Origin of the sequence: uncultured Parabacteroides sp. (genome assembly GCF_947855115.1) — a bacterium.
Classification (GTDB): Bacteria; Bacteroidota; Bacteroidia; order Bacteroidales; family Tannerellaceae; genus Parabacteroides.
This window is the reverse complement of record NZ_CANTZW010000003.1, coordinates 194,184-207,458: the sequence shown is the minus strand read 5'-3', so window position 1 is coordinate 207,458 and position 13,275 is coordinate 194,184. Positions and strand designations below refer to the sequence as shown.

Genomic DNA, 13,275 nt, shown 5'->3' with positions numbered 1-13,275 from the left:
TTTATAAATTGGATAGACATGATGAAAAAGATTTTAAGTGTATTCTTTCTAGCCTGTTGTTCTTGCATTGTAATGGCGCAAGACAATGTAATCGATGAAATTGTGTGGGTGGTAGGGGATGACGCTATTTTACGTTCGGATATTGAGACGCAACGTTTGTATAATCAAAACGAAGGGATCCGTTTGGACGGTGACCCGTATTGCGTGATCCCGGAGCAGATGGCGATACAGAAACTATATCTGAATCAAGCCAAGATCGATAGTATTACCGTGAACGAGAATCAGGTGATTCAGAGTGTGGATCAATGGATGAACATGGCAGTGAATCAAATCGGGTCTCGTGAGAAATTGGAGGAGTATTTCGGTAAGAAGTATTCCCAGATCAAGGACGAGCGTAAGGAGATGGTGAGAGAACAGCAGATCGTGCAGCAAATGCAACAGCAACTGATCGGTGAGATCAAGTTGACCCCTTCTGAGGTCCGTAAATATTTTAGCCAGTTGTCTCAAGATAGTCTGCCGAACATACCTACTACGGTAGAGGTGCAAATCGTTACCTTAGAACCTAAGATTCCATTTGAGGAAACGGATGCTATCAAGGCTCGTTTGCGTGATTTTACGGATCAGATCAACGCTGGAAAGATGGAGTTCTCTACGTTGGCTCGTTTGTATTCGGAGGATCCGGGTTCGGCCTCTCGGGGAGGTGAATTAGGCTTCATGAGCAAAACTCAGTTGTTGCCGGAGTTTGCGAATGTTGCGTTCAACCTGAAGGATTCGAAGCGTGTTTCCCAGATCGTGCAAACGGAATATGGTTATCATATCATCCAGTTGATTGAGAAACGCGGAGACCGTATTAACTGCCGCCATATCCTGTTGAAACCAAAGGTATCCGATAAAGAATTAGCAGATGCTACCACTCGTTTGGATTCTTTGTATAATGATTTGCAAGCGAATAAGTTTACGTTTGAGGAAGCTGCTACATTCGTTTCTTATGATAAGGATACGCGTAATAATAAAGGTTTGATGGTAAACCAAAATTATGAGAGTCGTAATATGGGTACCCCTAAGTTTGAGATGCAAGAGCTTCCACAGGAGATCGGTAAGGTTGTATACGGTATGGAAGTCGGGGAGATTTCCAAGCCATTCACGATGCTGACGAATAAGCAGAAAGAGGTAGTCGCTATCGTTAAGTTGAAAGCTCGGACAGAAGGGCATAAGGCGAATCTAGCCGATGACTTCCAGGCATTGAAAGCGATTGTAGAGGCTAAGAAACGTGAGGAGTTACTGAATAACTGGATCACGAAAAAGCAAAAATCAACATACGTGCGCATTAGCGAAGGTTGGAAGAATTGTGATTTCAAATATCCGGGTTGGATTAAGGAATGAGATTAATTAGCAGGTTATTTCTAGCGGTCTTATTATGTGCTTTATCTGTTGGCGTATATGCGCAAACACAAGATAGCACGACGGTGGCCGCCAAAGACAGTATTGCTCCCAAGAAGACAAAAGTCTTTTTAGAGCATGCGAATACGCTTTCATTCGACGAGGAGAGGAACGCCGAGGCTCAGGTGTTGAATGGTGATGTTTGTTTTCGTCATGATAGCTCGTATATGTATTGCGATAGTGCATACTTCTTCGAGCAGACCAATTCTTTGGAAGCGTTTAGTAATGTCCGGATGGAGCAAGGAGATACCTTGTTCGTGTATGGAGATTACCTGTTTTACGATGGGAATACCCAGATCGCTTACTTGCGAGAGAATGTCCGTATGGAGAATGGACAAGTTACCCTGTTTACAGATAGCTTAAATTATGAGCGAATCCCGGATATCGGATACTATTTCGATGGAGGTTTGATCGTTGATTCGTTGAACCAGCTCTCTTCTTTTTACGGACAATACTCACCGAGTACAAAATTGGCTATTTTCAATGACAGTGTTCGTTTGGATAATGAGCAATTCACGTTGTATTCGGATACCTTACATTATAACACAGACTCGAAGGTCGCTACGATACTCGGGCCTTCTATCATCGTATCGGACAGTGGGACGATTTATTCCTCTAGAGGTTGGTATGATACCGTGAATAATACCTCTTTATTACTGGACCGCTCTCAGGTCGTCTCTGGTAACCGTATCTTGACAGGTGACTCTATCGCTTATAATAGGGAATTGGGCTTTGGGGAGGCGTTCGGCAATATGAGCCTACGAGACACGGCACAGCATGTTGCGCTGGAAGGTCAATATGGTTTTTACAACGAGAAAACCGAATATGCCTTCGCCACGGATAGCGCTCGTTTTTTAGAGTTCAGTCAGGGAGATACGCTATATTTACATGGCGATACCATGAAGATGACTACGGTAGATTCTCTTTACCGGGAAGTGAAGGCCTATTATGGAGTCCGTTTTTACCGGACAGATATGCAGGGCGTTTGCGATTCGATGCAGTTTAATACGAGGGACTCTGTATTATATATGTATACGGATCCTATCGTCTGGAATGAGCAGTATCAGATCTATGGTGATACGATCTTGATATTCATGAACGATAGCTCGATTGATTTCGCTCATGTGAAGCAATTCGCTTTCGCTATACAACAAATTGATTCTACAGCATTCAATCAATTAAAGGGAAATGATCTGAAGGCCTATTTTGAAGGGCAGGTCGTGAACCAAATCGACGTATCGGGTAATGCAGAGTCGATTTTCTTCCCATTGGAGAAAGATGGTTCAATGGTCGGTATGAATGAGACAAAAAGTGGTTTCCTTACGATTTGGTTAAAAGACAATCAGCTAGATAAACTAAAAATTTGGCCGACTCCCACGGGGACGATGACTCCTATTCCCGATTTGAAGCCAGAGCAGAAATACCTGAAAGACTTTTATTGGTTTGATTATATCCGTCCGAAAGATAAGGATGATATTTATCAAGTCGTGAAAAGAAAAGTTCAAGATGCTCCTAAAAGAAGCAATAAATTTGTACATTAGCGTCGTATTTATAATTAATATAGGTAAAGACTATGGCACTTTTCTCGTTTTATAACATGCGTAAACCGCGTCAATTTGATCACAAGCCTATTTATTGGGATCCCCATAAGGAAGCTTTGGAAGAGCGTATAAGTAAGGTTAAACGTGAAATGGGGGTGGAGGAATCATTAGAGGAATATAGGCCACATATCAAGGGAACTTTCATCGAAGGTACCTCACATTTGAAGAAAAGCGTAGGACGAGGGGAGGATTCCCGTACTCGTAGGTATAAGAATGTGAAACTGGCGGTAGCTTTAGCGGTCTTACTCGCCTTATTGTGGTATATGTTCTGGTAATGAGCGATATCATTCATTTACTTCCGGACCATATTGCCAACCAGATTGCGGCAGGAGAGGTGATCCAGCGTCCAGCCTCTGTCGTAAAAGAGTTGGTAGAGAATGCGGTGGACGCAGGTGCATCCAATATTCAAGTGAACATAAAGGATGCGGGTAAGACATTGATACAGGTGATTGATGATGGGAGAGGCATGTCCGAGACAGATGCTCGCATGGCTTTTGAGCGACACGCTACTTCTAAGATTTCTACGGCCGAGGATTTATTCTCTTTACACACGATGGGATTCCGGGGTGAAGCATTAGCCTCCATCGCCGCAGTTGCCCACATTGAGTTGCGTACCCGGGCTAGGGGGACGGAGCTTGGTACTTGCCTGTCTATCGCAGGTTCCAAGTTGGAGAGTATTGAGCCGGAGGTATGTAACGAAGGAAGCATCTTCTCTGTAAAAAATCTTTTCTTTAATGTTCCGGCCCGCAGGAAATTCTTGAAATCGAATGAGACAGAATTCAGGAATATCATCAATGAGTTTGAGCGGATTGCCTTGGTGAATCCACAAGTCGGTATGTCTCTTTATCATAACGACACAGAGATATTCAATTTGCCCGAGTCGGGCTTACGCCAGCGTATTATTAATGTATATGGTAAGAATTTAAATCAGAAGCTGTTATCTCTGGATGCCCAGAGTTCGATGGTAACGATCTCTGGTTTTGTAGGCCGTCCGGATTCTGCGAAGAAGCGAGGGGCGTTGCAGTTCTTTTTCGTAAATGGCCGTTATATGAAGCATCCTTATTTCCATAAGGCGATTATGCAGGCTTACGAACAGTTGATCCCTACCGGGGATATGCCGAATTATTTCGTTTATTTCACGTTAGACCCCTCTTCGATCGATGTCAATATCCATCCGACGAAAACGGAGATTAAATTCGAGAACGAACAACCGATCTGGCAGATCTTGGTTGCTGCGACACGGGAGGCATTAGCAAAATCGAGTGCTATCCCCACGATTGATTTCGACGTGGAGGACGCAATTGATATCCCTGTTTATAATCCGGTCAAGAATAATGAATCCGGTAGAGACAAAGTACCGAAAGTACAAGTAGATTCCAGTTATAATCCATTTGACACTACCTTTTATAAGAAACCGGAATTCGATTGGTCTAAGTTATACCAAGGATTTGAGAATGACCGGAAGGCCGTTCAATTAGAGTCTGAGACATTCGAGGATACTCCAGTGGAGGAATTGTCGGTCGAGGCTTCGGATCCGGAAAGCCTGTTTTCGGCGTTAAGTAATCCTTGTTATCAATATAAGGGGCGATATATCGTGACTTCCTTGAAATCGGGTTTGGCGATTATAGATCAGCATCGTGCGCATGTCCGTATCTTGTTCGACCAATATCTTTCGAATATTCGTCAGCAGCAAGGAGTCTCTCAACAGGTCTTATTCCCGGAGATCGTAGAATTTACCGCTGCCGAGGCAGCCGTGTTGCCATCTTTGTTAGAGGATTTACGTTTCGTTGGTTTTGACCTGAGTAATTTGGGAAATGACAATTATGCGATCAATGGTCTTCCTGCCGGCATAGAAAACCTTGATCCGGTAAACTTGGTAAAGGATATCGTAGATCGTGCGATTGAGACCGGATGCGAAGTGCATGAGAAAATCTGCGAAGCTATAGCCTTGTCTTTAGCGAAAGCCGCCGCTATCCGTCCCGGTAAATCCTTGTCATCGGAGGAGATGGATCATTTGATTGCTTCCCTATTTTCTAGCCCGGATTCGAACCTGACCCCAGACGGGAAGACGATCATCTCAATGCTGACAGACGATGAGTTGGAGAAAAGATTTAAGTTTTGAGGTCGATCCTAGGAGTAACCTTCTAAAGAAAATGTTAAATATTGATAAATATTATCAACTCTTACCTTGCTAAACGAGAACAAATGTGTACCTTTGCACCGTTTTTAGTGTGAAGTGTACGAAAAAAGCAGGCACAACTTGTTGATTGTCCGAAAATAATGTGTACCTTTGCGACTCGAAATAGAAAAGATTAGATAAATAATAACACATTCAAAGTTTAAAAAAAGAAAGAAATGCCTACAATTCAGCAATTAGTTAGAAAAGGAAGGGAAACTTTGGTGGAGAAGGGTAAATCACCCGCATTAGACGCTTGTCCTCAAAGACGTGGCGTTTGCGTACGTGTTTACACTACGACTCCGAAGAAACCTAACTCTGCAATGCGTAAAGTAGCGAGAGTACGTTTGACAAATGGTAAGGAAGTTAACTCCTATATTCCGGGAGAAGGACACAATTTGCAAGAGCACTCTATCGTATTGGTACGTGGTGGTCGTGTAAAGGACCTTCCGGGTGTGCGTTATCACATCGTACGTGGTACATTGGATACAGCAGGTGTTAACGGTCGTACGCAAAGACGTTCCAAATATGGGGCTAAGCGTCCGAAGCCAGGTCAGGCAGCAGCTACCGCAAAAGGTAAGAAGAAGTAATTAGTTACATGCCTTCAAACTGAGATTTAAATTTAAGTATTAAAAACAGGTTTGAGTTATTTGGATAGGCTATAAGGTTGAGTAAATGGTTCAGCGGAACCGTTGAAGACAAATTAAAGGCAACCAACGACAAGAACAAATTTTTTGAAAACAAAATGAGAAAAGCAAAACCAAAGAAAAGACAGATCCTCCCGGATCCTGTTTTCGGTGATGTAAAGGTTACGAGATTCGTTAACCATTTGATGTATGATGGCAAGAAAAATACTGCCTTCGAAATTTTCTATTCCGCTTTGGAAACCGTTAAGGCTAAGTTGCCTAACGAGGAAAAATCCGCTCTCGAAATTTGGAAAGCTGCGCTTGATAATATTACCCCTCAAGTCGAAGTTAAGTCACGCCGTGTAGGTGGTGCTACATTCCAAGTCCCTACTGAAATCCGCCCGGATCGTAAAGAGTCAATTTCTATGAAGAACCTTATCATCTTCGCCCGCAAGCGTGGAGGTAAGACTATGGCTGACAAGTTGTCTGCAGAGATTGTAGATGCTTTCAATAACCAAGGAGGCGCATTTAAAAGAAAAGAAGATATGCACCGTATGGCTGAGGCTAACCGTGCGTTCGCTCACTTCAGATTTTAATTTTTAAGGCAATAAGAAGAATATGGCAAACAACGATAAGCAATTGATGTTCACTAGGAACATCGGTATCATGGCTCACATTGACGCTGGTAAGACAACGACTTCCGAACGTATCTTGTTTTACACAGGTTTGACACACAAGATCGGTGAGACTCATGATGGTACTGCTACGATGGACTGGATGGAGCAGGAGCAAGAGCGTGGTATCACGATTACTTCCGCTGCTACTACTACATTCTGGAACTACTTGGGTAACCGTTATAAAATCAACTTGATTGACACTCCGGGACACGTTGACTTCACGGTTGAGGTAGAGCGTTCTCTTCGTGTATTGGATGGTGCTGTTGCTACATTCTGTGCCGTTGGTGGTGTTGAGCCCCAGTCTGAGACCGTATGGCGCCAGGCTGATAAATATAATGTGCCTCGTATCGGTTATGTAAACAAAATGGACCGTTCGGGTGCTAATTACTACGAGGTAGTTCGCCAGGTGAAAGAAGTGTTGGGAGCTAATCCTTGTCCGATCCAAATCCCTATTGGGGCTGAGGAGACTTTCAAGGGTGTTGTAGACTTGATTAAGATGAAGGCTATCTTCTGGCATGATGAGACTATGGGTGCTGAATACAGCGTAGAGGAAATCCCGGCAGACTTGCTTGCTGAGGCTGAAGAATGGCGTGACAAAATGCTAGAAGCATTGGCTGAATGCGATGACGCTATCATGGAGAAATATTTTGACGATCCTTCTACAATCACGGAAGAAGAGATCATGGCTGCTATCCGTAAGGGTACGTTGGCTATGCAGATTAATCCGATGACTTGTGGTTCTTCTTTCAAGAATAAGGGTGTACAAACATTGTTGGACGCAGTTTGTGCGTTTTTGCCTTCTCCAGAGGATACTCCGGCTATCGAGGGAACGGATCCTTCCGATCCTGACAAGATCATCACTCGCAAGCCTTTGTTCGAGGAGCCATTGACAGCGTTGGCATTTAAGATCGCTACAGACCCATATGTCGGTCGTCTGTGTTTCTTCCGCGTATACGCAGGTTCTATCAACGCTGGTTCTTATATATTGAACACTCGTTCCGGAAAGAAAGAGCGTATTTCCCGTTTGTTCCAGATGCACTCTAACAAGCAGAATCCGATGGAAGTGATCGGTTGTGGTGATATCGGTGCTGGTGTTGGTTTTAAGGATATCCGCACAGGTGATACACTTTGTGATGAGAATCATCCGATCACGTTGGAGTCTATGGAATTCCCGGAACCGGTTATCGGTATTGCCGTAGAGCCTAAAACTCAAAAGGACATGGATAAGTTAGGTATGGGCTTGGCCAAATTGGCTGAGGAGGATCCTACTTTCCGTGTACAGACGAACGAGGAGACAGGCCAGACTGTTATTAGTGGTATGGGTGAGCTTCACTTGGATATCATCATCGACCGTTTACGTCGTGAGTTCAAGGTAGAGTGTAATCAAGGTCGCCCGCAGGTTACTTACAAAGAAGCTATCACGCAGCCGGTTGAGCTTCGCGAGGTTTACAAGAAGCAATCAGGTGGTCGTGGTAAGTTTGCGGATGTCATCGTTCGTATAGAGCCGGCAGATGAGAGTTTCGAGGGTACTTTGCAATTCATCGATGAGGTGAAAGGTGGTAACATCCCTAAGGAATTCATTCCGTCTGTACAGAAAGGTTTTGAGAAGGCAATGAAGAACGGTGTATTGGCGGGTTATCCTTTGGATAAGCTGAAAGTAACTTTGATTGATGGTTCTTTCCACCCGGTGGACTCTGATCAGTTGTCTTTCGAGATCGCCGCTATCCAGGCGTTCAAGAACGCTTCTGCTAAGGCTGGTCCTGTCTTGATGGAGCCGATCATGCAAATGGAGGTTGTTACTCCGGAAGAGAGCATGGGTGATGTTATCGGCGACTTGAACAAGCGTCGCGGACAGGTTGAGGGAATGGAGACTAGCCGTACGGGAGCTCGTATCGTGAAGGCTAAAGTGCCATTGGCTGAGACATTCGGCTATGTGACAGCTTTGCGTACGATCACTTCAGGTCGCGCAACATCTTCAATGCAGTTCTCACACTACGCTCAAGTATCCTCTTCTATCGCTAAGCAAGTATTGACAGAGGTTCAAGGTCGCGTTGATTTGATCAAATAATATTTAGAAACATATAATAAATATGAGCCAAAAGATCAGAATTAAATTGAAGTCTTACGATTATTCTCTGGTAGACAAATCTGCCGAGAAGATCGTAAAGACGGTAAAGGCTACAGGTGCTATCGTTAGCGGTCCTATACCTCTTCCTACGCACAAACGTATCTTTACAGTGAACCGCTCAACTTTCGTTAACAAGAAATCTCGTGAGCAGTTCGAACTCTCTTCTTATAAGAGATTAATCGATATCTATAGCTCAACCGCAAAGACGGTTGATGCTTTGATGAAGCTAGAGTTACCTAGCGGTGTGGAAGTAGAAATTAAAGTGTAAGTTTTTAACAAGAAAAGTGAAATGCCGGGATTATTAGGAAAAAAAATCGGAATGACATCCGTTTTCAGTGCCGAGGGAAAAAATCTTCCATGCACTGTTATCGAAGTAGGTCCTTGTGTAGTTACACAGATTAAGACTTTGGAGAAAGATGGCTATGAAGCTGTACAGTTAGGTTTCGTCGACAAGAAAGAGAAACATACTACGCAGCCGGAGATGGGGCACTTCAAGAAAGCAGGTGTAACTCCCAAGAGATACTTGGCCGAGTTCAAGAATTTCGAGACTGAGTACAAGATGGGTGACGTGATCACTGTAGACTTCTTGGAAGACGCAGGTTTCGTGGATGTAGTTGGTACATCAAAGGGTAAAGGTTTCCAAGGTGTAGTAAAACGCCATGGTTTTGGTGGTGTAGGCCAGACTACTCACGGTCAGCACAACCGTGCCCGTAAACCGGGTTCTATCGGTGCTTGTTCTTACCCAGCAAAGGTATTCAAGGGTATGCGCATGGGTGGCCAGATGGGTAACGAGCGTGTGACTGTACAGAATCTTCAAGTGATCAAGGTAATGCCGGAACACAACCTTTTATTGGTAAAGGGATCTGTTCCAGGAGCAAAAGGTTCAATCTTATTAATTGAAAAGTAATGGAACTGAGCGTATTTAATATTAAAGGAGAAGATACCGGAAGAAAGGTAACTTTGAGTGATGCGATCTTCGGCATTGAACCCAATGATCATGCTATTTACTTAGACGTAAAGCAGTATTTGGCAAATCAACGTCAGGGAACACATAAGTCAAAAGAGAGAAGTGAAGTATCTGGTAGTACACGTAAGCTGATCCGTCAGAAAGGTGGCGGTGGCGCACGTCGTGGTGATATTAACTCTCCGGTGTTGGTGGGCGGTGGCCGTGTGTTCGGTCCGAGACCTCGTAGCTATGAGTTCAAGCTAAACAAGAAAGTAAAATCTTTGGCTCGTAAGTCAGCATTGAGCTACAAGGCAAAGAACAATGCGATTGTTGTCGTAGAGGATTTCACGATGGAAACCCCTAAGACTAAAGAATTTATAACAATTACTAAAAACCTGAAAGTGGCTGATAAAAAGTTACTTATGGTTTTACCGGAGAAGAATAATTTAGTATATTTGTCCGCTCGAAATTTAGAGAAGACAAATGTAATAACTGCTTCTGAACTAAATACATACGCTGTGTTAAACGCAGTTAATTTGGTTTTGACGGAAAGTTCAGTCGCTGTTGTTGAACAAAATTTTAAAGCATAAGGAGTAGAATAATGGGAATTATTATTAAGCCTATAGTAACTGAGAAACAAACAGCGATCACAGAGAAATTTCCGAATCGCTATGGTTTTCGCGTTTCTCCTGATGCCAATAAATTGGAGATTAAGAAAGCTGTAGAGGATATGTACTGTGTTACAGTAGTTGATGTTAATACCATCAACTACTCAGGAAAGCGCAAAAGCCGTTATACTAAATCTGGTATTATCAATGGTAAGCAAGCTGCTTTCAAGAAAGCGATCGTAACGTTGAAAGAAGGAGAAACAATTGATTTCTTTAGTAATATCTAAAAAAAGAAATGGGAATACGTAAATTAAAGCCCACGACACCGGGGCAGAGACACAAGATTATTGGTGCATTTGATAAAATCACTGCAAGTACACCAGAAAAGTCTCTTGTAGTAGGTAAGAAGAGTACAGGTGGCCGTAACAACACTGGTAAAATGACAATGCGTTATATCGGTGGCGGTCATAAGCAAAAGTACAGAATTATCGATTTCAAGAGAAATAAGGATGGCATTCCTGCGACAGTAAAGTCTATCGAGTATGATCCTAACCGTTCATCTCGTATCGCTTTGTTGTATTACGCTGATGGAGCTAAGAGCTATATCATCGCTCCGAACGGATTGGAAGTTGGCCAGACAGTGGTTTCAGGTAGCGACGCAGCTCCTGAGGTAGGTAATACTTTGCCTATGGCAAATATTCCCGTTGGTACTATTATTCACAATATTGAGCTTCGTCCTGGACAGGGTGCCAAAATGGTACGTTCCGCAGGTGCATTCGCTCAGCTGACTTCAAAGGAAGGCGCTTATGCGATTATTAAGATGCCTTCTGGTGAAACTAGAAAGATTCTTGCGACTTGTAAGGCTACAATTGGTGCAGTTGGTAACTCAGACCATGCTCTTGAAAAATCAGGTAAAGCCGGTCGCTCTAGATGGCTAGGTCGTCGTCCTCACAACCGTGGTGTTGTTATGAACCCGGTTGATCACCCAATGGGTGGTGGTGAAGGTCGTTCTTCCGGAGGTCATCCTAGATCCCGTAATGGCTTATATGCTAAGGGCTTGAAGACTAGAGCTCCTAAGAAGCATTCTTCAAAGTATATTATTGAAAGAAGAAAGAAATAATCTGATTAATTAAGTAAACTATGAGTCGTTCGCTAAAAAAAGGCCCGTATATTAATGTAAAGCTTGAGAAGAAAGTTCTGGCTATGAATGAGTCAGGAAAGAAAGCCGTAGTTAAGACATGGGCAAGAGCTTCAATGATTTCGCCTGATTTTGTAGGCCATACTATTGCAGTTCATAATGGAAATAAATTTATTCCTGTTTTCGTAACCGAGAATATGGTAGGTCACAAGTTGGGAGAGTTTTCTCCGACACGTACTTTCCGCGGTCACGCCGGTAACAAGAAGAAATAATATCGGTAGTAACAGGAATTCAGGAATCTGAAAATAAAAAGAATCGAATAAAATGGGTGCTAGAAAAAGAATATCAGCTGAAGCAAGAAAAGAGGCCCAAAAGACCATGTATTTCGCGAAGTTGAATAATGTTCCTACCTCTCCTCGTAAGATGCGTTTGGTAGCAGACATGATTCGCGGTATGGAAGTATTCCGTGCGCTTGGTGTTTTGAAGTTTTCAAACAAGGAAGCTGCAGCAAGAGTAGAAAAATTGCTTCGTTCAGCAATCGCAAACTGGGAACAGAAAAATGAACGTAAAGCAGAAGCAGGAGAGTTATGCGTATCTTCAATCAGCGTTGATTGCGCTACTACATTGAAGAGAATGCGTCCGGCTCCTCAAGGAAGAGGTTACAGAATTCGTAAACGCTCGAACCATGTAACTCTGTTTGTTGATACACTTAGTAAAAACGATAGTCAAAATTAATTTGTAGATGGGACAAAAGGTTAATCCGATTAGTAATCGTTTAGGAATTATCCGTGGTTGGGATTCCAATTGGTATGGCGGTAAGAATTACGGGGATACTTTGCTGGAAGATAGCAAAATCCGTAAGTATTTGAATGCCCGTCTTGCAAAAGCTAGTGTATCTCGTATCGTTATTGAACGTACGCTTAAGCTGATCACGATCACTGTTTGTACGTCACGTCCGGGTATCATCATCGGTAAAGGTGGTCAGGAAGTTGATAAGTTGAAGGAAGAGTTGAAGAAGATCACTGACAAAGAAGTGCAGATCAACATCTTCGAGGTGAAGAGACCCGAATTGGACGCTGTTATCGTAGCAAATAATATCGCACGTCAGCTTGAAGGAAAAATCGCATATCGTCGCGCGATAAAGATGGCTATCGCCTCTACCATGAGAATGGGTGCGGAAGGTATTAAGATTCAAATCTCTGGTCGTTTGAACGGTGCTGAAATGGCTCGTTCGGAAATGTATAAGGAAGGAAGAACTCCGTTGCACACTCTTAGAGCAGATATCGACTATGCTTTGGCTGAGGCCTTGACGAAGGTTGGTTTGCTGGGTGTTAAGGTTTGGATCTGTCGTGGTGAAGTTTATGGCAAGCGCGATCTTGCTCCTTCTTTCACTGCTGCCAAGGAGACGGGTCGTAGAAACGACAATGCAGGTGGCAACAGAGACAAGAACTTCAAGAGAAAAAGAGCTAATCGTTAAACGTTAGAATTTAAGTAGAGATGTTACAACCAAAGAAAACCAAGTTCAGAAGACAGCAGAAAGGTCGCATGAAGGGCGAAGCTCAACGTGGAAACCAGCTGGCCTTCGGTTCTTTTGGAATAAAATCATTAGAGAATAAATGGATTACCGGTCGTCAGATCGAGGCTGCCCGTATCGCCGTTACACGTTATATGCAACGTCAGGGTCAGGTTTGGGTTCGTATCTTTCCGGATAAGCCGATCACAAAGAAGCCTGCCGAGGTACGTATGGGTAAAGGTAAAGGTAATCCCGAGGGATTTGTTGCGCCTGTTACCCCAGGTCGTCTGATTTTCGAGATCGAGGGTGTTCCCTTCGATATCGCTAAGGAAGCGTTGCGCCTTGCCGCTCAAAAACTTCCGGTTACAACCAAGTTTGTTGTGAGACGTGATTATGACATGCAAAATCAAAATGCGTAATTG

Annotated in this window: 16 protein-coding genes; all 16 read left to right on the top strand. The window is 43.4% G+C overall.

Features of this window, described 5'->3' with window-relative positions; translation table 11 throughout:
- Nucleotides 1–18: 18 nt before the first annotated feature.
- Entirely contained in the window at nucleotides 19–1,383 is a 1,365-nt protein-coding gene (locus tag Q0110_RS04245; protein ID WP_297903026.1) for a peptidylprolyl isomerase, read from the top strand.
- Complete coding sequence (locus Q0110_RS04240) at nucleotides 1,380–2,981, top strand: OstA-like protein (RefSeq protein WP_297903023.1); 1,602 nt, start codon at nucleotides 1,380–1,382, stop codon at nucleotides 2,979–2,981. The genes Q0110_RS04245 and Q0110_RS04240 overlap by 4 nt, the downstream gene beginning before the upstream one ends.
- A 32-nt stretch (nucleotides 2,982–3,013) precedes the next feature.
- Complete coding sequence (locus Q0110_RS04235; RefSeq protein WP_297903020.1) at nucleotides 3,014–3,316, top strand: hypothetical protein; 303 nt, start codon at nucleotides 3,014–3,016, stop codon at nucleotides 3,314–3,316.
- Complete coding sequence (gene mutL / locus Q0110_RS04230) at nucleotides 3,316–5,163, top strand: DNA mismatch repair endonuclease MutL (RefSeq protein ID WP_297903017.1); 1,848 nt, start codon at nucleotides 3,316–3,318, stop codon at nucleotides 5,161–5,163. Before Q0110_RS04235 ends, mutL begins: the two co-directional genes overlap by 1 nt.
- A 233-nt stretch (nucleotides 5,164–5,396) precedes the next feature.
- On the top strand, nucleotides 5,397–5,807 hold the full coding sequence (gene rpsL / locus Q0110_RS04225) for a 30S ribosomal protein S12 (protein WP_297903007.1): 411 nt from the start codon (nucleotides 5,397–5,399) through the stop codon (nucleotides 5,805–5,807).
- Between the two features lie 155 nt (nucleotides 5,808–5,962).
- Nucleotides 5,963–6,439: a 30S ribosomal protein S7 gene (rpsG, locus tag Q0110_RS04220; RefSeq protein ID WP_075966671.1), complete on the top strand. Its 477-nt coding sequence runs from the start codon at nucleotides 5,963–5,965 to the stop codon at nucleotides 6,437–6,439.
- A gap of 22 nt (nucleotides 6,440–6,461) precedes the next feature.
- Entirely contained in the window at nucleotides 6,462–8,588 is a 2,127-nt protein-coding gene (gene fusA, locus Q0110_RS04215; protein WP_297902996.1) for an elongation factor G, read from the top strand.
- Between the two features lie 22 nt (nucleotides 8,589–8,610).
- The gene (rpsJ, locus tag Q0110_RS04210; RefSeq protein ID WP_005853961.1) at nucleotides 8,611–8,916 is read left to right on the top strand and encodes a 30S ribosomal protein S10; all 306 of its coding nucleotides are present in this window, start codon (nucleotides 8,611–8,613) and stop codon (nucleotides 8,914–8,916) included.
- A 21-nt stretch (nucleotides 8,917–8,937) separates the two neighbouring features.
- On the top strand, nucleotides 8,938–9,555 hold the full coding sequence (gene rplC, locus Q0110_RS04205) for a 50S ribosomal protein L3 (RefSeq protein ID WP_297902993.1): 618 nt from the start codon (nucleotides 8,938–8,940) through the stop codon (nucleotides 9,553–9,555).
- The gene (rplD, locus tag Q0110_RS04200; protein ID WP_297902990.1) at nucleotides 9,555–10,184 is read left to right on the top strand and encodes a 50S ribosomal protein L4; all 630 of its coding nucleotides are present in this window, start codon (nucleotides 9,555–9,557) and stop codon (nucleotides 10,182–10,184) included. The genes rplC and rplD overlap by 1 nt, the downstream gene beginning before the upstream one ends.
- A gap of 11 nt (nucleotides 10,185–10,195) precedes the next feature.
- Complete coding sequence (gene rplW / locus Q0110_RS04195; protein ID WP_297902987.1) at nucleotides 10,196–10,489, top strand: 50S ribosomal protein L23; 294 nt, start codon at nucleotides 10,196–10,198, stop codon at nucleotides 10,487–10,489.
- 8 nt (nucleotides 10,490–10,497) lie between these two features.
- Nucleotides 10,498–11,322, top strand: a complete 825-nt coding sequence (gene rplB / locus Q0110_RS04190; RefSeq protein WP_297902983.1) for a 50S ribosomal protein L2 — start codon at nucleotides 10,498–10,500, stop codon at nucleotides 11,320–11,322.
- 20 nt (nucleotides 11,323–11,342) lie between these two features.
- A complete protein-coding gene (gene rpsS / locus Q0110_RS04185; protein ID WP_005634738.1) occupies nucleotides 11,343–11,612 on the top strand; it encodes a 30S ribosomal protein S19 in 270 nt (89 codons plus the stop codon).
- A 52-nt stretch (nucleotides 11,613–11,664) separates the two neighbouring features.
- Nucleotides 11,665–12,075 (top strand): 50S ribosomal protein L22, encoded by a 411-nt coding sequence (gene rplV / locus Q0110_RS04180; RefSeq protein ID WP_005853972.1) that lies wholly within the window; start codon nucleotides 11,665–11,667, stop codon nucleotides 12,073–12,075.
- A 7-nt stretch (nucleotides 12,076–12,082) separates the two neighbouring features.
- Entirely contained in the window at nucleotides 12,083–12,817 is a 735-nt protein-coding gene (gene rpsC, locus Q0110_RS04175) for a 30S ribosomal protein S3 (RefSeq protein ID WP_297902978.1), read from the top strand.
- A gap of 20 nt (nucleotides 12,818–12,837) precedes the next feature.
- A complete protein-coding gene (gene rplP, locus Q0110_RS04170) occupies nucleotides 12,838–13,272 on the top strand; it encodes a 50S ribosomal protein L16 (RefSeq protein WP_005853976.1) in 435 nt (144 codons plus the stop codon).
- Nucleotides 13,273–13,275 lie beyond the last annotated feature (3 nt).

Bases quoted from the DNA above. Each gene is read 5' to 3' on its own strand.
- Q0110_RS04245 (WP_297903026.1), top strand. From the start codon at position 19: ATGATGAAAAAGATTTTAAGTGTATTCTTTCTAGCCTGTTGTTCTTGC.
- Q0110_RS04240 (WP_297903023.1), top strand. From the start codon at position 1,380: ATGAGATTAATTAGCAGGTTATTTCTAGCGGTCTTATTATGTGCTTTA.
- Q0110_RS04235 (WP_297903020.1), top strand. From the start codon at position 3,014: ATGGCACTTTTCTCGTTTTATAACATGCGTAAACCGCGTCAATTTGAT.
- mutL (WP_297903017.1), top strand. From the start codon at position 3,316: ATGAGCGATATCATTCATTTACTTCCGGACCATATTGCCAACCAGATT.
- rpsL (WP_297903007.1), top strand. From the start codon at position 5,397: ATGCCTACAATTCAGCAATTAGTTAGAAAAGGAAGGGAAACTTTGGTG.
- rpsG (WP_075966671.1), top strand. From the start codon at position 5,963: ATGAGAAAAGCAAAACCAAAGAAAAGACAGATCCTCCCGGATCCTGTT.
- fusA (WP_297902996.1), top strand. From the start codon at position 6,462: ATGGCAAACAACGATAAGCAATTGATGTTCACTAGGAACATCGGTATC.
- rpsJ (WP_005853961.1), top strand. From the start codon at position 8,611: ATGAGCCAAAAGATCAGAATTAAATTGAAGTCTTACGATTATTCTCTG.
- rplC (WP_297902993.1), top strand. From the start codon at position 8,938: ATGCCGGGATTATTAGGAAAAAAAATCGGAATGACATCCGTTTTCAGT.
- rplD (WP_297902990.1), top strand. From the start codon at position 9,555: ATGGAACTGAGCGTATTTAATATTAAAGGAGAAGATACCGGAAGAAAG.
- rplW (WP_297902987.1), top strand. From the start codon at position 10,196: ATGGGAATTATTATTAAGCCTATAGTAACTGAGAAACAAACAGCGATC.
- rplB (WP_297902983.1), top strand. From the start codon at position 10,498: ATGGGAATACGTAAATTAAAGCCCACGACACCGGGGCAGAGACACAAG.
- rpsS (WP_005634738.1), top strand. From the start codon at position 11,343: ATGAGTCGTTCGCTAAAAAAAGGCCCGTATATTAATGTAAAGCTTGAG.
- rplV (WP_005853972.1), top strand. From the start codon at position 11,665: ATGGGTGCTAGAAAAAGAATATCAGCTGAAGCAAGAAAAGAGGCCCAA.
- rpsC (WP_297902978.1), top strand. From the start codon at position 12,083: ATGGGACAAAAGGTTAATCCGATTAGTAATCGTTTAGGAATTATCCGT.
- rplP (WP_005853976.1), top strand. From the start codon at position 12,838: ATGTTACAACCAAAGAAAACCAAGTTCAGAAGACAGCAGAAAGGTCGC.